Below are 17,290 nucleotides of genomic sequence, written 5' to 3'. Positions count from 1 at the left end.
TTACTGGTCCTTCACCTTGCGCTCCACGACGTTGGAAACCGTTCCGGTCCGATCGCCACGTTCGTTGCGGGGAGGGGCCTCGTTGAAGATGCACAGCACCGTGGTGCCGCGGCGAAGCCGGAGTTGCCGATAGACCGCGTGAATGACGACAAAGTCCTCGCGGACATCATAAGGAACAATGGTTTCGGTGCCGTCCACGTCGACCGCGAAAATAGAGGGAATGTCGGCGTGCCCTGGATATCGAAGCACGGTGAATTCGCCGTTGTCGGAAATCTCGCTTGGCTGAAGCGCTGCATCTCCCTGGACGGTGTAGTTCGAGTTACGCCGCCCCTCGATCACTGCATGATCGAGAGCCGTGGTGGTAATGCCTGTTTCGATCGCCTTTGCAGCCTGTGCCTGGGCGACCTGCGCCTGGAGCGCCGTCAGTGCACGCTCTTCGCGCGGATAGCGGAAACGAACGCCGTACATGGCGCCCGCTGTCCCGAGCGAAAGGTTGAAGTGGTAGGTGCGTGCCGCCCCGCCGGCGTTGGTGACGACGATCAGGTTTGTTGGCCCGGCGCGCTCCCGTGGTTTCAGGAATACGATGTTACCGACGGGCGCGATCTGCCACGACACCGTGTCGCCCAGCGCGGCCTGGGTGATCGTTTCGCCTGGGCCGAACTGGATCTCGAGGGCGTGGCGGAAGCTGCCAACGATCGCGATGACCTGATCGGGGTCGTAGTTCACGTTGCGCAGCCGGGAGTCCTTCGACCCCGGCCGCGGCGTCTCAGAGGCGTGCGCCGAACGGGGGACCATTGATGTAGCGATCAAGCCGACCGCAGACAGGGCTACCAGGCGATGCCAGATGGCGCAGATCGCGCGCCAGAGACAGATTGTGCTACCGGATGATGTCACGTTCAGCGCGCTTGCCCGCGGCGACAGGCCAGCCTCCACCTTCTCGCGCAGCGCGGGCAGAAACGGGATGACGACGCGATCTGGTTTTTCGTGGTTCTGCGACGGATCGTTCATGTCACGCCTCCGGGTCCGAGCGATAGTTGACGACCTGGAAGCCGAGCGGATTGATATTTCGATCCTTTTCAAGCTCAGGCGCCGTCGTGTACTTGAAGGTTAGAATGGCGTTCCAGTTCTGCGCGATGGGAGCACTCTGGCCGTAGCTGATGATCTTCGAGTAGCGCACTTGAGCCACGTTCTGGCTCAGGAAGCTGATCGAGCGGATCGCAATAGAGACAAAGCCTTTATCGCCGTAGACATTGGACGGCGCGTTTCTGTTGCTCGCCTGTACTCTGCTTAGATACCGCTGCGCCTCGTTCTGGTCGCTCATCAACATGACGGCATACGCGTTTTCGCGAGCCGCATCGTTCAGCCAACCCTCGCGCAGCCGAACATATTGCGAGATGAAGTAGCGATTGACCGCGTCCTCGTAGGTGCGGGGCTGCGGCCCCTTCAACGCCGTGACGATCTGCGTCTCCCCCGATGATCGATCGACCCGGATTACATAAGGCTGCACCGTCTTGAGAGGCGCCAGCATCGCCACGGCGAACACTGCTACGACTGCAAGCAACACCGCGACTGCAGCGATCACCCATGCGAGTTTCTCTCGGCCCGCGGCCGCGCGAAAGCGATCGTACTCCCAGGTTCTTGAAGCCTCGAAATACTGCTCTCTATTCTCCGCTTTCACCGCCGGCATGGCGTCGTTTCCTTAGTCAGCATGAAGAGTAGGAGCGCGCGATGTTTCGACGGGACAATCGCGGCCCGTGCGCCGGCTGCGACTTGTCGACCGAAGGGAAAACCGGGGCTGCGGTTGGCTCCGAGCTTGGGCTTCCGGCTTCCGGTGCAACCATCGACCGCGCTCCAGATTGAGACGCCGGGACCGGGATCGGGAGCGTCGGCAGAACGCTGCCGTAGACGTTCGCCGGCCGGCGATGCTTGCCGTCGCAGACGGCAGCTTTCTTGGCAGGTGTGCCAGCACAGCCGGCAACCGCCAGCGTGCTTATCGCCACAAAGGCCAACCCTTTCATACGAACTCCAAATTTGTTGATGCCCGGTCGGGGAAGGAGCATCGGTTTGGGGGAGGAATGCATGGATCCGATCATGCTGCCCGATTGATCGAGCCGCCGCTGGCAGCGCGGTTCGCTGGGGCTGCGGCCTGGGTGGCCCGGCGGAACATCAGGCGGTTGGCCATCATGTTAGCACCCGTCATCAAGAAGCCGTGGCCGCCCGACGACGCGCCCCCAGCGATCCCCGAGGCAATAGCTGGCGACTGGAAGAAGAAGATCGAGCCGACGATGTAGATTGCCGAACAGGAGATGGTGGCCACGACCATCACGCCGGCGCTCAGCGTCAGGTACGTGTTTTCCGTCGTCACGAAGGCAGTGCCGTCACCGATCGACCCCAGGATACCGTCCATCGCCGCTTCCTGCAGGCCGGTGATGAACCTCGTCATGATCGCCATGATCACCATCAACAGAATGAAGTTGGCGGTCTGCTTGAGCCAGCCATCGAACAGCCAGCGCGAGGAATTGAAGAGGAGGCAGGCGAGGGCCAGCGGCGCCAGCGCGACACAGATCGAAACCGCCAGTTTGGCGAAGATGACGATGCAGAATCCTATCGATGCGGACAGGAAGGCGAAAACGTACAAAATCGCTATGCAGATATAGGTTACCAGCGAGCAGGTCAGCTGAATGAGCGGCGTGCGAAAGTCTGTGAGTCCCCGCGACGATTGCGCTTGCACCTTCGTATTTGCGTCCACCATCCGCTGTCCCAGCTTGCCCGTGTCGGACACATAGGTGTCGAAGGTGGTGCCCGGGTTGGTGACCGGTGTCCCGGACCCGGCTGCGATGATCTGCCCGGGCAGGTCGGTCGCGATGTTCACGACGAAGGTCGTGTACCCGACCGCACTGGCGGCCGCGAGAGCGAAGCCGACCTTTCCTGCCTGGAACACGAGCTCTCGCAACGGTGCCTGGATTGCCCCCCGAAGCACGGCAAAGCCGAGCAGCAGGAAGTAGATGGTGGCTGCCAAGGCCAGCGGCGCAGCGACAAAGCTGACCAATCCCGCCCCGAACGTCGCAACGGCACCGGCGATCGCACTTTCCACATAGCCATACATGGTCGTGAACAGCGTCATGATGTTAGGGGCGGCCATGCGGCGTCTATCCTGATGATCTCGAGCGGATGCGCGGAGTGTCGGTCACTTCCGAAGCGAATTCGCCTTGAAGAAATCGGAGTCCTTCATGCCGGCCTGTATCTGCGCGACGGAAATGGTTGCCTCCTGTGTCGTCGCGCACAGGTCGGCCTTCTCCGTGGCCGCGAGCTGACTGTATTCGCCAGTGTCGCATTTGCGCTGCCATTCGGTCAGCAGCGCACGATCGGCGACGAGCTGTTGCGCGTTGGGGACAGCGACCTTCTGCTGACAACCGCATACCGCCAGAAGCGCGCACAGGGGGACGATCTTCTTCATATTACCTCCGGATCGTGTTCGCTTGGAAAAATGCGGACTCATTGCGACCAGCCGATACCTGAGCGGCACTTGCCGCCAGGTTGGCCGCACCCGCCTGTGCCATCTGGATCGCCTGCATCTTGAGCATGTCGTTCTGCAGTTGAGCCTGTTCGACTGCGATACGAGCCTGAAGATCCATGACGTCTTTGGGGTCGCGGGCGCTCGCGAGTTGCTGCCGAAGCTGGTCCAGACCTTGCGTGCGCGCCTGCGTGACACTCAACGTATTTTCGCCGAGCGCGGCTGTTGTAGCCGCCGAGCCGGTCGAAACCCGCAACGCCTGATTGTAGGCTTCATCAGCTTCTGACGAACCCGACGCCGAGACGCGGTATCGCGCCTGAATGTTCGACGCGAGTGTGCCAAGCGGTCCCAGCCTCGACAAGTCTCCGCTCAAGAGGGTCGCCGCGTCGGTGGTCGCGCTGGGTAAAATGTTGCGGACCTGAGGCAAATTTAGGGTCGACGCGATCTCACTCATGTTGGTCAGCTTCTGCAGCGACTGGAGCTGGTTCGCTGCCGTCTCGATCTGCTGTCGACCCTGCTCGACGATCGTCAGGGTCTGGCGGGCAGTCTGCAGCGCCTGGAGATAGGTGGTCGTATCGAAAACCGGAATTCCCTGCGCCGCAGCGGGTGCTGCAACGACGGTCATCGCGGTCGACGTCGCGAGCGCGATCAGGGCATGCTTGATCCACATCTCAGCTTCTCCTCTCATTGGCGTAGAACAGCGGAAGCCAGTCGGTCGGATCGTCACCCGCGACGGCGATGGCTTCGTCCATGGCGACCAGCGTTTCCGCCCGGCCAGACAGCACTTTCAGCTCATTGGGCATGCTGCCGAGATCGAGTTTGGCGACGATCGACGTATGGCCCTGCTTCACCAGGAAGCAGCGGCTCTCTGGCGTCAAATCCTCACGGATCAGTCGATACTCCGCCTCGGTCAGCCCCAACCCGTCGCAGTAGTCGGAGCGCTTTGCGTCCGAGTTCGGCAACAGTATCTTTGTCGCCGTCTGTTCGATGATCGAGTGGGCAATGGGGGAGCGAAGCGCATCGGCCGGCGATTGCGTGCCGAACACCATGAACGCATTGCGCTTCCGAAAGGTCTTCAGTCCGTCCTGCGCGAAAGCGCGGAACGCGTCGTCCTGAAGCGCCTTCCAGAACTCGTCGATGTCGACAACGACCCGTTGGCCGTCGAGCAACTCCTGCACCCGATGAAAGAGGTAGAGCATCGTCGGGGTGCGGATCTCCGGGTTCTCCAGAAACTGCGTCATGTCGAACCCAACGAACCGGGCGGACAGCGACACCTCGTCGACCGGACCATCGAACGCCCAACCGAGCGCACTGCCCTGGCACCATCGCTCAAGCCGAGCCCCGATACCCTCCGCGTCCGCATATCCGAGCAGCTCGCGCAGCGCCCCGATCGAGCGTGCGGAAGCAGGCAGGCGCATCACGGCATCGATCCCGTCGTCGATCAGGCGCTCTTCGCCCACCGAGAGCGGGCGGTTTTCGCGGCGCACGAGAACGCGGATGAACTGCCGCAGAAAGGCGATGTTGTCCTTTGTCGGGGATAACCCCTTCAACGGCGCGAAGCCCGTCGGCTCGCCGTTCCGCAGAGTAAGATACGTGCCGCCGCAGGCGCGGACGAAGATCTCCGCGCCACGGTCCTTGTCGAAGAAGACCTGACGCGCGCCGGTCTTCTCGAGCTGCGCCTGAAGGAAGTTCTGCAGTACCGTCTTACCGGCGCCGGTCGGTCCGATGATCAGCGTGTGACCGATGTCCGAGCGGTGAAAGTTGAACCAGAAGGATGAGCCTGCGCGCGTTTTGAGCAGCGTCACCGCGTCGCCCCAGTGATTGCCGGATCGCCTCCCTGACGGGAAGGTGTAGAAGGGACTCAGCGCGGCGAAGTTGCGGCTGTTGATGACTGCTGGACGGGCTCGCATCCGGAAATTACCCGGAAGCTGCGCCCAGAAGGCGGCCTCGAGCGCAACATCCTCGCGCGCCATGACCATGCCCGTATCCGCGGCAGCCGATCGCGCGATCGAGAGCCTGTCGAGCAGCCGTTTCGGATCCTCGTCGATCACCGAGATGGACAGATGATGCTCACCCATGACGAAGCGGTTCGCCATCAGTTCGTCCTGTCCGTCGAGCAGCTCCATCGCTTGGCTGACGCCGGCATCGTCCGACGACGTCATCTGCTTATATTTTTTCGAGAAGCGTTCGCTGGCGGCCTGCTTAACGAGCGGGGCGAAGCTCTGCGTCAGCACGAACGGAAAATCGAGTTTGAGGAGGCTGTTGAACTGCCCGGTTCGCGTACTCGCGACATATTCGCGAACGCCGAACATGCCGAGATAGTGCGATTTGTGCGGTAGTCGGATCTCGGCCGCCTCGCGCCCGAACACCATGCGTGACTGGTAGAGTGCCTGACCCAGACGTCCATCGAGCAGCGGTATGCGAATACGATCACCCGTGAGGATGAAGTGCAGCACCTCCATCGGCCGGGAGAACAGGATGCCGTCATGCTCGTAGATCGACAGCCGTTCCGGCATCGCCTCAGCGAGGAGGGTCTCAAAGTCGCGGCACTTATCCGCCATGATCGTGAGCGCGCGCTGATCGAACTCAATCGGGTTCTTGCGGCGACCGAAGAACCTGGACATCTGGTCGCCGGCCATGTTGGATGGGCGCACGACAAGCGTCACATAAAACTCGTTGTGATAGAGTACCTTTTCCCGCAGCGCCTGCGAGTATCGGTCCTGCAGTCGACGGGCGAAATCCGAATGAAACTCGCCGCCCAGAACCGGGTCCGTCGCAGTCCGGACAAGATGGGTCCACAAGGCAACACGGTCGTCGCCGATCGAACGCCAAGTGATGTTGAGCTTGCTATGCCAGGTGTTGAGCTCGGCGACGTCGCTGGTCTCGAACGGGCGCCCGTCGACGCGATACATTCGCATCAGCGAGCCGTCTTCGAGCATTATCACGGTGTCGTCGACGTGCCGCGTATAGGGAATGAACTTCACGTCGTCCGCCTCGCGCAGGGCGACACGCTTATGCTTCAACTTGGTGTCAGTCATTGCCGAACTGCTTGCGCCTGACCGCCTTGCCGAGGCGAACGGGAGAATAGCTCCCCCCACCCCAGAACTTGCGATTTTTCGACAGGAAGACGGTCTGAAACCACAGTCCCCAGAGGCGGAAAGCATTGTAGTCGTAATGAACCACCATCCGGGCCGGGAAGTAGAGCGCGCCGAAAAGGGCGAGCGGGTAGAAGGGATTGTGCATGATCCCCCAGAGCACCATACAGACCATGATGATCGGCATGATCGCCTCGAGGGGCAGCCCCATGAAGACCGATGGCCTGGTCAGCGCGAGGAAGACCTTATCCTCCGCCAGCTTATCGACGTCAGCCACCCGAGCTCATCCAACCGACGATCGTGGTCGCAGAGAAGATGATACCGATGCCGATCAACACGGTGACGGCGCGTCCCCAGTCCATGCGGCCGGTCAGTTTCGCATATCCAACGGCCATGACCGCGATCACGCCCACCACGCCGGCGATCGTAACCATCCACTGTTTGATCGTGTTGAGGCCGCCCTCGATCGCGGTCCCGCTACTCTGCGCGAGTGCGGGCTGCGCGATCGCCACCAAGGCAACCGCGCCGACCAGGCCGACCACCTGCCGGGCGCGGCGATCGGACATCAGTCGGCCCATTTTCGACGTTAACTTCATGCGGGTCTCCATCGCTTGCACTACCTCTCCATGTCGGGCCGGTTTTGGACCGGCTCGATCTGACGAATAGGCGTTGATTCTCGGACCGAGACATCGAGCCCACGCCGCAGCACATCCGAGATCATCAGGCGGCTTTCGAGCGTGGCGGACGTCATCCGGCTCGCATCCCCGCCAAAAATCTCGCCGATATGAAGCTCCATGGCGGCTTGTGCCTGCCGCGCCCCTTCGAGCCGCGGGTCAGCTGCGATCCGCTCCGGCGGTCCATGCAAAAATACTTCGGCCAGCTCGTCGTCGTCGCGACGCCGATCCGGCGTAGTGTGGCTCTGAGCCTCCAAGAGAAGAGGCTCGCGCGCGACGGCCGGTCCAGGCTCACCGTCCGCTCGCTCAGCTGGCGTTCTATCGTCCCGAGCGGTTTCTAGATCTCGGAGGCTGGCAGCCGGGATGTTTGTCTCTCGGTCCGCAGCGTCGCGGTGCAAACCCGATCGCGCGAGATAGACCGCGTCCGCGATGTCGCGATCCCACTGGTCTGACTTGCTTGACGATCGCAACGCCTCCGGTTCGAAGCCTGCGCGCTGGAAAGCGGCCACCAGCGTAGGGCTTTCTAGCGCCTGATCCAACGCGGCACTCAGCGCCTCGCGATTGCTCTCGAGCCGCTCGTTCTGGACCTCCCGATCGAACGCATCCATGTCCGGACGAATTCCCTCCGCGAGAGACTTTCGGTCTTCGGTGTGTCGGCTGAGCGTCAAGAGCAGGCGGCGATCACCGTCGGACAGATCATTGCCGTCGCGTTCTACATCGTCTCCCCGGCTGCCGCTCGCGGCCGCCGCAACCGCCTCGAGCGGAGCATGGCCACCGGTCGCACCGGTTCGCTCGTCAGATGGTGTTTGGGCTTGGAGATCGCGCACATGGCCATCGGACGTCTCGCGCCGTGTCTGCGCCACGCCCTCCAGCTCGGCGAAGCTTGGTTCATAACCGCTAACGGCGAGCCCCTCGCGCGAAGCGGCCTTCCAGACTGCCTGTCGGAACTCGGGCGATCCATCGACCGCGATACGATCCCAGCCGCTATGCTGAGCGATCTTTACCAGCGCGGCGACGGTTTCGGCATCCTCGCTTCTGGCGACAATGCGATCGTTCGTGATCTCTATCGACGGGCCATCGCGGTCAACCGGTCGGAACAAACCGATGCGCTGCTCTCCATCCGCCCCATCGACGATGCGAACCTTGTATCGCGAAGCAAGAGCCGGCGGCAGTTCGAAGCCGACCGGCACAGCAGGCGTCTCGCCCGCGTTGACTTCCCGCGCGATGCTGTTCGTGGCACTCATTTGAACACCTCGATCGTACCGGATCGAAGCTGGCCGACGACCCATTCGTCCTGTCGGAGACGGGCCGCTACGGGGGCCGGGGAGGGGGGTGTAGCGACGTCTGCGCCACTGTCGGGAAGCGCCGGCGCTGTGGCGATCGAGCCCAGCTTCGCCGCGGTCGACCAGATGCGACCGACGTACCCGTTCCGAATTCCTCGGGTTAGTCTCCCGGTATTGTACAGCGAGTACGTCGCGGAGATCGCATCGATCCCGGCATAATAGCGGGATGCCGTGCCGTAACCGCTTTGCAGCATCTGGGAGGCCAGGCGAAGATTGTTGCAGGGCTCGAAAACCGCTTCGATGGTCGCGCCGAGGCGGGCGAAGTTAGCGGAATTGATCTGGGCAAGACCGACATCCACCGTGTAGCCAGCAGCGACGTAGCGGCGGACAAGGGCTACCCCTTCCGAAACGGATCGAGCGCGGACGCGCGGACCTTTATTGATGTTGATTTGCAGCGCATCGCCGCCGCTCTCAGTCACCACGAGCGGTACCATCGCTTCTGTCGCGACCTCAGGGGCACACCGCTGCGCAAGGACGATGATGGCAGGAATATCGTAGATCACTGAGGCGTCACCGACTGGTAGCGCGTGTCGAGCTGATACCGCGACGTCACGCCATCGGTCCTGGTGATCGTGACCGTATAGCCATGTTTGCTGGCACGACTTCGAATGCCAACGCCGAGGCAAGTTGGAAAAACCCCGCCTGTCGCCAGGTGCTGCCAGAGTTTGGTGATGGGAGGCACGCATGCAGGATACGTCGTTGGCGATCCTGGCGTCGCTAGACACAGGATCACCTGACATCCCCAGTCGGAGGCGCGAGCGGACTGCGGCATCGCGATCCCGATCAGTGCGGCGAGCGGAAGCGCCAAGTTGGCTGTCGCTCCGACACATCGCTTAAAACCTTGTCCCAGCATCACCCGCCTCCCTGACCTGCTTGCCACTGCGCTGTGGCGAATACGTCCCAGGTGGGAGGCGCCGCCGAGACCGACTGCGGCGTTTTCTGAGCCGCCGATCTCGGCTCGGCTGCCGCGAGCCTTTGCTTCTGTTCCATGTTGGGGACGTCGACGATCCAGTCCTCGTCGCCTTCGATCCGGCGCGGATCATCGCTGATCTGGCCGGGTTGCGCGAAAGCGACGTGCCAGTGGTTCGAGTGACCAGGATCTCCAGGACCGAGCAGTTCGACGACCTGAAGCTGATGGGATGCGAGAAGGGCGCGGATCTGCGCGCGGTCGATCGCGCCGACACCGCCTGCCGGGACGAAGTCGATCGCCTGGCCCACCTTGTGCCAGCTATACCGCGCGCCATAGGTCGCGTTCGTCGGCCGGATCGTATCGGTGATGCGCGCACCGAAGGCCTGACGGAGCAGCGCCGTGACTGACGAGACGGTAGGAGCGATCCTCCTCAAGGAAGGATCAAAAGATCCGTCGATACGCGCGAGGGCACAGGGGTCGAATGCCGAACGCGGCGTGACGCCATAGGTAGCGAAGTCGCGTCCATTGATCGCCAGCGGACCTGCCGTGAAGTCGGCTCCAAGGGCGATGAGGTCACGAACGGTCGCCTCGGCATCCGCTGCATTCTGCGGCGCATCGGTGAGATGAACGCCGCTTGTGACGACGATCGGGAAGGACGCAGGCAATGACGCGCCCGAAGCTCCAAGCATCGCTGCGCAGAGCTTTATCGCCTTCGCTGTCAGCGTCGTGGGAAGCACCATGCCTCACTGTCCATTCCAGTCCAACTAAACCATTAGACGATAATGACGCATCAGGCAATTGCCGTTTTAGGACGTGGGTGAGCATCCGTGCTCAAGGCGGCAGGCGGGCCCGCTACAGACGGTCGTGCCCATGTTGCTCGCTGTTGGCGCATGACCTAGTAAGTCGGCCTCCTGGGCAACGACGTTGCGGAAGGAGCAGCATCGTTCGGCGAGGGGAGGGCCTGGGGGTGAGTAAGACCGTCGCGTTTCTCGCGGAATGCCAAGGTTCGGCGACGATCGTCGACCAGCAGGCTGCCATGAGGCCCGATGCTCACGTCATTATCGCTGGTCGCCACAGCTTCAATAAATTCGGCGAACTGCTCTCGCGAGCCGGCATTCGGCTCGAGGCGGGTGATCGGGTTGCCGTGTACGATCTCAACTGCATCACGATCTCGACAGGCACGTTGATCCGCATCATCGGCAGACTGCTTCGCGATGGTATCGCCTTCGAGATTGTCTCGGCCGACATCGTCATCGATCCGGCACCGGGCGACAAACTGCACGCGCTGTTGCGGGCACTCGATGGTCACCATCGCTATCTGCACGGCTTGAAAACGCATCCGGAGACGGCATCGCGCGGACGCAAGCCGCTGCTCGATCCTGCGGATTTGTCGAGCATCAGGAGGCAGCTGGAAGAGGCCGGCGCCACCGCGACCAGCGTTGCAAAGGCGAGAGGCGTCTCGCGATCAACGCTCTTCAACTTCCTCGAGCGCCACGATCCCAGTCGTCGCTCGGAGCAAGGAGATCGGGGAGGGGAGCCGCCAGTGCCCGCGCGATGACGTTCATCTCACGTAGCGTGACGCAATTCTGCCGCCCGTGCAGCACGTCTTCCATACGGCTCGTTGACAATTCCGCCCGGTCAGCCAGTTCGTCGACCGACAAGCCGGACCGCTTTGCTAGACGGCCGACTCTCTTCCCAAAGCGCATCCGCAATATTGCACCATCAGTCACGCAAGCATTCTCCCGCGACGCATAGGTAACACGCTTGTCGTCGAAAGGACTTTACCGCGGCCGACAAGGGCCAACAATCGCATCTTTGGATACGATTACGACCAGATGCGGAGTATTTCTCGGCTAGCCTTTGGAAGGCCGAAGCATATCCCAGACCTCCATTCCGGCCACAGCGGCAAACTTCGCCATGACATCAAGCGTCGGGTTTGCCTGTCCTCGTTCGACCTGCGAGACATAGGCGGCGGTGCTCCCGACGCGATCCGCAAACTGCGCCTGCGTCATCCCCAGTTCGAGCCTGCGCTGCTTGAGGCGATCGCCAAAGAGCTCAGCAGCGGGCAGTTTCAGGTGATCAGCGACAATGGGTAGCGACATAGGGTATCGATATCAAAAGTTTGGTCGAGGTCCCACGATAAACGCCTTGCCTGCCTCGCTAACAAGGGGCACGTGACAGCGGCGAAAGTGAGGCGACTGATCGCGGTGGGCAAGGGCGCGGGCAGCTGATTTCCGGCCCCAATCAGCGCATTAGGTCGAGTTCGATAACAAAGATTATGTAAAATCGAAACCGGACAGGCAGGGTCGAAGCTGATTATTGATCCACGCCGTGACCACGCGCGGGTAGCTCACAACCGTGACTGATGCACGACATCATGGCGCGGTTTTGGAAACCCGATTTACAAAGTCGGCGACATCGCGCGCCAACCTCAAGCGCGAAGCTGGAACATGATACATCATGTGACCGCCCTCATAGCAATGATGCTCAAAGCGGGAGGAGAGCGAGGTTTCCAGCTTGCCCGACATGGCTAGGTTACCTTCGCACATGTTGAGGCTGTCGTAGCGACCCGCAGCGACGAATACGTGAATGCCGGCGTCCTTACGCATCGCGTTCTGTAGCCACGGCTGAGATAGCGGCGGCCCCCCACCCGACTGCATCCGTGCGACAACTTCGGGTGTGATCTTCACGTGATTATAGTCCCATCGTTCGCCCGTCGACCGCCTCGGAGGGCCAGGGGTCGGCATGTAGCCGTCCTCCAAGCCGGTGTAGGCGAGGTCGGTTCTGTAGCCGAGTTCGCCGCGAAAATAGTCAGCGAGGGTCTGAACGCGGTTCGGTACCTCCGCCTCCGCTGCCGGGTTTGAACCTTGCAATCGCATGTCGAAGGTGTTCAGCATTCTGTCGCGATTGCCTTCGAATAACCCCGACTTGTAAGCGTTGTTGGTCATCACCAGCGTTTTGCGATCGATCTGCTCCGGACGCACACCCGTAAAGCGGGCAAGCGATACGGTCACGGCGTCGCGCTGCGCGCGCGTAAGCGTCTCGACGTGTTCCAGCGCTGGCAGGTATGTTGTCCTTATCCATGCGTTGACTTGTGCCATCGTCGCGTCCTTGTTGCGCAGCAGGTCAGGCGGTAGCTTGCGCAACTCGAACGCGGTCGCCGTCCGCGCTGGCACGTACATCGCATCCTGGAACGCGGCCGACATCAGCGATCCCGGCACGCCTCCTGAGATCAGGATCGCGCCGGCTACGCGAATCCCCCTGTTCGTCAGCATCTCGGTCGTGCCGTTTACCCGCCAAGTGCCGTAGCTTTCGCCGGCAAGGAAGAGCGGTTGACGGCTAGCGGCAAAGCGCGCGCGATAGGCGCGCACGAACTCCGCCGTCTCCGCGAAATCGCCCAAGGTGGTCAGGAACTCGCGGTCGGCGTCATTCCCTGCGCGGCTGAAGCCGGTACCCACTGGATCGTAGAAGACAAGATCGGAGGTCGCCAGCAGCGTTTCTGCGTTGTCGACCATCCCACTTTCGGTGATGCGGCGCGGCCCGAACATCTCGGTGTGGAGCAGCAGCGAGTTGCTCGAAGGACCGCCGTTCCATAGTATCGTCAGCGGGCGCGAGCGGCCGTTCTGTGTAGGCACCACATAGGCGGTAAAGTAGACATAGCCGCGTACCGCGCCGGTTTCGTCGTTGCGGATGGCGAGGCGCCCGGCACGCGCGTCGTAGTTGAGCACGCCGGCCGACGTACGAACCTCGTGATGGGTGACAACGATTGCCTCATCGTCGTGAAGGAGAGGGGCGATCCTCTCGGGCGGAGTCGTACGATCCTGCGCGCCAGCAGCGCCTGCAGCTAGCGCGCTCGCCGCAAGAGCGGCACCGATCAAGGCGCTGCGACCTCTGAGGCTTTTTAGCAGCGTCACGGGCGGTCTCCTTCGCTCTTTGCGGCCGCGGCGACCGAGTGGGGACGCCCAAGCGACGCCCGGCGGATGAAATCCTTGAGGTCGGCAGCCATCTTTAGCCCGGCATCTCCGACATAGGCCATGTGTCCGGACCAATACGTCTTCTGCTCAACGCGATCGGACGGAAGCTCACGCTGCGCAATTCCGTAGGCGGCGCTACCCACCGCGCCGAACATGTCGAACCAACCCTGGATCGACATCAGCCACATGTCCGGGTTGCGCCGCATGGTGGCTGCCAGTGCCGCGCCGGCGGTGTCATCCTCACCGCCGCGCTGCGAGAAGGGGAAGTTGACGTTGATCCAGTCGATCACGACGTACTCATCGTCTACATCGATCCCTAGGTCGTCGCGAATGTAGGTTTCAAAGCCGCCGATGAACGCGGGGGCATATTGGCCCATGGCGGGATCGTCGCCAACCGGATCGTGCGCGCCCCCCATCGCTGGCAGCGTATAGCGGCCATCATACATACCGATCACTTCGTGCCGATCGGCCAGCAATGCCTTCTGAAACTCGGGCACTTCGATCTTGAGGCCCTTGGAGAGCAGATAATCAGGGTGGAGCCCCACGAAGCCTGCAGCCCTTTGCGCCAGCGCTGAGCGCTCAGGCGCGCCGAGCGTCGCCCAGCTATCGAGACCTGGCAACAGTCCGTCGTGCGCGAAGCGGCCGGCGTCGGCGATGAACTGGTCGAAGCTGCGGCCTGCGGCATTCACCCGCCCGTGGTACCAGGCAGTCGCCGCCATCGTGGTAAAGGTGGTGAGGTAGGCGTCGTTGCCCTGCGGTGTCGCCAGGCCGCCATTGCCCCCTATCATAATGACGCCGTTAATCGCGATCCCGCGCAGGGTGCCGCCAAAGACGCCACCGAACAGGCGGTTCGCCACCAGAGCGGCGCGGGTTGTCCCGTAGCTCTCACCGATCAGGAACTTGGGGCTGTTCCAGCGGTGGTTGACGCGCAACCAGTCCTGGATGAAATCCACCGTGGCCTTGGCGTCTTCCTCCCGTCCATAAAAGTCTGACGGCTTGCCCCCGCCCCAGTAGCGGCTGAAGCCGGTGCCGATCGGATCGACAAATACGAGGTCTGCAACGGCGAGCGCACTGTCCGGGTTGTCGACCAAGCGATAGGGCGGCACCTGGCTCGGCGATACGTCGCGGAACGCGATCTTGCGCGGTCCGAGCACGCCCATGTGCAGCCATAGCGACGAGGAGCCGGGACCGCCGTTGAAGATGAAGATCACCGGGCGATCAAACCCTGCACGTGGCCGCGCGACGTAGGAAAAGGAGAAGATGGAGCCAGTCGGCCGGCCAAGCGCATCCTTCAGCAGGGTGTCGGCAGCCGTTACCGTGTATTTCAGGCGGGTGCCTGCGAAGACGCCAACCCGATCGCGTACGAAGCGGCGCGGCACGATCGGGGCGCGGTCTTTGGCGGGATCCATCCGCCACACAGTCGCGGACGGCGGCAGCGGCGGCCCGCCCCCTCCCCTCGCTGCATCTTGCCCTTCTGGCGCAACCGAGGGCGGCACCTGCGCCTGCGCCTGCGTCGTGCCGATCATGGCTACCAGCGCCAAAATCGCTCGCCTTAAGAACAAGCTATGCCCCTCTCTTCACTCTGATGAGTCACATATTGGCAGGGGACCGATGCGAGAACATTGCGAAGCGCAGGACAAGCCGCACGGATGGCGCATCAAATATGCGCTTTCGTGCGAATTTACGGGAAAGTCTTGGTCGTGGAAGCGCCATCAGCTTGCAGCGCTAAACCTCGCGATCAGATTGAACCCGGCTGCCGAGAAGATCTGGCGAACGCTGGTGATTGCCTCCCCTGCCCGCCATGTCCGTCTATCAAGGCAAAGGCACGGCGCGCCAACGTCGCAAGCGAGCGCATCCGCATCCTCTCCCGCCAGCCTCGCCGCAATACGATTTTCCGCCTGTGTCCAGGGGATGTTAGCCAGGAGCCAGCTACCCGGTGGCTGGGAAGTGAAATCAACGGCGCGCGCCTCGGGCACGGCAGTTAGATTGATTATGCGGTGTTCGATCGCAAAGGGCCTGCCATCGGCCAAGTGGCGTGATGTAAGGCGAAGGAACGATCCCGGCGTCTCCCCTACGATCATCCCATCACCGTCGGGCGTGATCCGCCGATTCAATAGGTCCATGCCGTAGCGGGCGCCACGCCCCTCGATTTCCGCACGGATATCGGGGATCGCGAGTGCGGCCATATCGATCGTCTGGGGCGCAACGAATGATCCCGCACGCTTGCGGCGTTCGATGAGGCCGGCGGCAGACAGCGACGAAAGGGCTTTGCTAACCGTCATCCGCGAGCAGCCGTAGCGCTCCATGTAGTCGGCCTCGGACGGGATACGATCACCTGGTCGCAGCTGTCCCGTCATAATCGCCTTTTCGACGTCCGAACGGATACGGCCGTGCAGACTGGTCGCGCGCTTATTCCTCATCCATTAACCGTTTCAACGCCTCACCATAACGGTGCACAATTCGCTCCCGCGCATGGTGCCGTCCTCCCTCGACCACCTTTCTACCACGCCGCCAGACATGCTCAACCGCCGGGTTTCCGCTTGCAAAGATCCAACTGTCGAGGAGCGCATCGCCATTTCGATGCACAAGCGAGGGATGTGCGCGGTCGAGTTGGACGAAGTCGGCCGGCGCGCCTGGCACAATGCCGCACAGCCCCCCCCCGAGAGTCACAGCGCCGCCCTCGATTGCCGCTTCGAACAAGGACCGACCGGTTGCCGCACCAGGCTGGGCAAGGACGTTGCGCTCTCGCCGAACAAGACGTTGACCATATTCTAGCAGAGCCAGCTCGTTCGCTACTCCGATGCGAACGTTCGAGTCAGTCCCGATGCCAAACCGCCCGCCTTGCTCCAGCAGGCCCGCCGCCGGGAAAATGCCGTCGCCAAGGTTTGCCTCCGTAATCGGGCATAGGCCAACGACCGACCCGCTCGCGACGATGCGGGCCAACTCAATGTCGGTAACATGCGTTGCGTGCACGAGGCACCAGCGATCACTCACCTCTACTTCATCCAGGAGCCACTCGACTGGTCGGCGACCGCTCCATTTGATGCAGTCCTCCACCTCCTGAACCTGCTCAGCGACGTGAATATGGACCGGCGCGTGCGGACGCAGGCGAACAACGTCACGAAGCAGATCCGGCGGCACCGCGCGTAGGCTATGCGGCGCAAGACCTACTACTATGTCCGGGTGTCCCGTTGCGGCGGTTTCAATTGCCTCGAGAAGATTATTGAACGCTTCGAGCCCGTTGACGAAGCGCCGTTGGGTGACGTTAGGAATCGATCCGCCGAAGCCCGACGCCGCGTAAAGGACCGGAAGCAGCGTCAGCGCGATGCCCGTCTCTTCGGCTGCTGCGATAATGGCGGCGCTCATCTCGGCCACATTGTCGTAATATGCGCCAGACGGCTGGTGATGAAGGTAATGGAATTCACCCACTCGCACAAAGCCACCTTCCAACATCTCCATGAACGCGAGGGCGGCGATCGCGCGCATGCCTTCCGGGTCGAGACGTTGAGCGAAGCGATACATGAGATCGCGCCACGTCCAGAAGCTGTCCGACCGATCGCCGCGATGTTCGGCTAGCCCCGCCATCGCGCGCTGAAAAGCGTGACTATGGAGATTGGGGACGCCGGGCACGATCACCCCGCATCGCTCGTCCCCCACTCGGGGCGTCACATCTAGTTCGATCGACTGGATGACACCCGCTTCCACGCTAATGCGCGTTCGATTTGCCCATCCCGTCGGGAGGAGCGCCGCATCCATCCAGAAAGTCTTCGTCACGAAGCT

The 17,290-nt window shown here is 62.1% G+C and carries 18 protein-coding genes; 1 reads left to right on the top strand and 17 read right to left on the bottom strand.

From position 1 onward, the window contains the following. The 11 genes from GQR91_RS18840 to GQR91_RS18790 all read right to left on the bottom strand — a co-directional run bounded on the left by GQR91_RS18840 (position 1) and on the right by GQR91_RS18790 (position 10,276). Entirely contained in the window at positions 1 to 1,008 is a 1,008-nt protein-coding gene (locus tag GQR91_RS18840) for a TrbG/VirB9 family P-type conjugative transfer protein (RefSeq protein WP_149683163.1), read from the bottom strand. A gap of 1 nt (position 1,009) precedes the next feature. Continuing rightward, positions 1,010 to 1,687: a VirB8 family type IV secretion system protein gene (locus GQR91_RS18835; protein ID WP_149683162.1), complete on the bottom strand. Its 678-nt coding sequence runs from the start codon at positions 1,685 to 1,687 to the stop codon at positions 1,010 to 1,012. Between the two features lie 402 nt (positions 1,688 to 2,089). Further along, entirely contained in the window at positions 2,090 to 3,142 is a 1,053-nt protein-coding gene (locus tag GQR91_RS18830; protein WP_249042679.1) for a TrbL/VirB6 family protein, read from the bottom strand. A gap of 45 nt (positions 3,143 to 3,187) precedes the next feature. Beyond that, a complete protein-coding gene (locus GQR91_RS18825) occupies positions 3,188 to 3,457 on the bottom strand; it encodes a hypothetical protein (protein WP_149683161.1) in 270 nt (89 codons plus the stop codon). Position 3,458: 1 nt separating this feature from the next. Further along, entirely contained in the window at positions 3,459 to 4,184 is a 726-nt protein-coding gene (locus GQR91_RS18820; RefSeq protein ID WP_149683160.1) for a TrbJ/VirB5 family protein, read from the bottom strand. A gap of 1 nt (position 4,185) precedes the next feature. Continuing rightward, positions 4,186 to 6,552, bottom strand: a complete 2,367-nt coding sequence (locus GQR91_RS18815; protein ID WP_149683159.1) for a VirB4 family type IV secretion/conjugal transfer ATPase — start codon at positions 6,550 to 6,552, stop codon at positions 4,186 to 4,188. Then, a complete protein-coding gene (locus GQR91_RS18810) occupies positions 6,545 to 6,886 on the bottom strand; it encodes a VirB3 family type IV secretion system protein (protein ID WP_149683158.1) in 342 nt (113 codons plus the stop codon). The genes GQR91_RS18815 and GQR91_RS18810 overlap by 8 nt, the downstream gene beginning before the upstream one ends. Further along, entirely contained in the window at positions 6,879 to 7,217 is a 339-nt protein-coding gene (locus tag GQR91_RS18805; protein WP_235904129.1) for a TrbC/VirB2 family protein, read from the bottom strand. Before GQR91_RS18805 ends, GQR91_RS18810 begins: the two co-directional genes overlap by 8 nt. An 8-nt stretch (positions 7,218 to 7,225) precedes the next feature. Continuing rightward, positions 7,226 to 8,527, bottom strand: a complete 1,302-nt coding sequence (locus tag GQR91_RS18800; RefSeq protein ID WP_149683157.1) for an LPD7 domain-containing protein — start codon at positions 8,525 to 8,527, stop codon at positions 7,226 to 7,228. Next, entirely contained in the window at positions 8,524 to 9,129 is a 606-nt protein-coding gene (locus GQR91_RS18795; RefSeq protein WP_149683156.1) for a lytic transglycosylase domain-containing protein, read from the bottom strand. Before GQR91_RS18795 ends, GQR91_RS18800 begins: the two co-directional genes overlap by 4 nt. A 349-nt stretch (positions 9,130 to 9,478) precedes the next feature. Then, complete coding sequence (locus GQR91_RS18790) at positions 9,479 to 10,276, bottom strand: muramidase (RefSeq protein WP_211368846.1); 798 nt, start codon at positions 10,274 to 10,276, stop codon at positions 9,479 to 9,481. 227 nt (positions 10,277 to 10,503) lie between these two features. Between GQR91_RS18790 and GQR91_RS18785 the strand changes: the two genes are divergently transcribed. Further along, on the top strand, positions 10,504 to 11,094 hold the full coding sequence (locus tag GQR91_RS18785) for a helix-turn-helix domain-containing protein (RefSeq protein WP_149683154.1): 591 nt from the start codon (positions 10,504 to 10,506) through the stop codon (positions 11,092 to 11,094). Here the strand turns inward: GQR91_RS18785 and GQR91_RS19975 are convergent. From GQR91_RS19975 to GQR91_RS18755, 6 genes are all read right to left on the bottom strand, one after another. Continuing rightward, a complete protein-coding gene (locus tag GQR91_RS19975; protein ID WP_375781611.1) occupies positions 11,012 to 11,242 on the bottom strand; it encodes a helix-turn-helix domain-containing protein in 231 nt (76 codons plus the stop codon). The genes GQR91_RS18785 and GQR91_RS19975 overlap by 83 nt on opposite strands. A gap of 147 nt (positions 11,243 to 11,389) precedes the next feature. Beyond that, complete coding sequence (locus tag GQR91_RS18775) at positions 11,390 to 11,638, bottom strand: helix-turn-helix domain-containing protein (RefSeq protein WP_149683152.1); 249 nt, start codon at positions 11,636 to 11,638, stop codon at positions 11,390 to 11,392. 273 nt (positions 11,639 to 11,911) lie between these two features. Beyond that, entirely contained in the window at positions 11,912 to 13,450 is a 1,539-nt protein-coding gene (locus GQR91_RS18770) for a S10 family serine carboxypeptidase-like protein (RefSeq protein ID WP_160146839.1), read from the bottom strand. Beyond that, positions 13,447 to 15,051 (bottom strand): S10 family peptidase, encoded by a 1,605-nt coding sequence (locus GQR91_RS18765; protein ID WP_149683150.1) that lies wholly within the window; start codon positions 15,049 to 15,051, stop codon positions 13,447 to 13,449. The genes GQR91_RS18770 and GQR91_RS18765 overlap by 4 nt, the downstream gene beginning before the upstream one ends. 171 nt (positions 15,052 to 15,222) lie before the next feature. Then, positions 15,223 to 15,930 carry a histidine utilization transcriptional repressor HutC gene (gene hutC / locus GQR91_RS18760; RefSeq protein WP_149683149.1) on the bottom strand — a complete coding sequence of 236 codons (708 nt, stop codon included), beginning with the start codon at positions 15,928 to 15,930 and terminating at the stop codon, positions 15,223 to 15,225. After that, complete coding sequence (locus tag GQR91_RS18755) at positions 15,920 to 17,284, bottom strand: formimidoylglutamate deiminase (RefSeq protein WP_235904128.1); 1,365 nt, start codon at positions 17,282 to 17,284, stop codon at positions 15,920 to 15,922. The genes hutC and GQR91_RS18755 overlap by 11 nt, the downstream gene beginning before the upstream one ends. Between the last annotated feature and the right edge of the window lie 6 nt (positions 17,285 to 17,290).

The sequence above is a fragment of the Sphingomonas carotinifaciens genome (genome assembly GCF_009789535.1).
Taxonomy (GTDB): domain Bacteria; phylum Pseudomonadota; class Alphaproteobacteria; order Sphingomonadales; family Sphingomonadaceae; genus Sphingomonas; species Sphingomonas carotinifaciens.
The sequence above is the reverse complement of the archived record's forward strand: the minus strand, read 5'-3'. Positions and strand labels throughout refer to the sequence as shown.

What these genes read in the sequence shown, in the direction of transcription:
- GQR91_RS18805 (WP_235904129.1), bottom strand. Translation starts at nt 7,217, where the DNA reads ATGGAGACCCGCATGAAGTTAACGTCGAAAATGGGCCGACTGATGTCC.
- GQR91_RS18800 (WP_149683157.1), bottom strand. Translation starts at nt 8,527, where the DNA reads ATGAGTGCCACGAACAGCATCGCGCGGGAAGTCAACGCGGGCGAGACG.
- GQR91_RS18815 (WP_149683159.1), bottom strand. Translation starts at nt 6,552, where the DNA reads ATGACTGACACCAAGTTGAAGCATAAGCGTGTCGCCCTGCGCGAGGCG.
- GQR91_RS18830 (WP_249042679.1), bottom strand. Translation starts at nt 3,142, where the DNA reads ATGGCCGCCCCTAACATCATGACGCTGTTCACGACCATGTATGGCTAT.
- GQR91_RS18835 (WP_149683162.1), bottom strand. Translation starts at nt 1,687, where the DNA reads ATGCCGGCGGTGAAAGCGGAGAATAGAGAGCAGTATTTCGAGGCTTCA.
- GQR91_RS19975 (WP_375781611.1), bottom strand. Translation starts at nt 11,242, where the DNA reads ATGCGCTTTGGGAAGAGAGTCGGCCGTCTAGCAAAGCGGTCCGGCTTG.
- GQR91_RS18825 (WP_149683161.1), bottom strand. Translation starts at nt 3,457, where the DNA reads ATGAAGAAGATCGTCCCCCTGTGCGCGCTTCTGGCGGTATGCGGTTGT.
- GQR91_RS18820 (WP_149683160.1), bottom strand. Translation starts at nt 4,184, where the DNA reads ATGTGGATCAAGCATGCCCTGATCGCGCTCGCGACGTCGACCGCGATG.
- GQR91_RS18775 (WP_149683152.1), bottom strand. Translation starts at nt 11,638, where the DNA reads ATGTCGCTACCCATTGTCGCTGATCACCTGAAACTGCCCGCTGCTGAG.
- GQR91_RS18790 (WP_211368846.1), bottom strand. Translation starts at nt 10,276, where the DNA reads ATGGTGCTTCCCACGACGCTGACAGCGAAGGCGATAAAGCTCTGCGCA.
- GQR91_RS18840 (WP_149683163.1), bottom strand. Translation starts at nt 1,008, where the DNA reads ATGAACGATCCGTCGCAGAACCACGAAAAACCAGATCGCGTCGTCATC.
- hutC (WP_149683149.1), bottom strand. Translation starts at nt 15,930, where the DNA reads ATGAGGAATAAGCGCGCGACCAGTCTGCACGGCCGTATCCGTTCGGAC.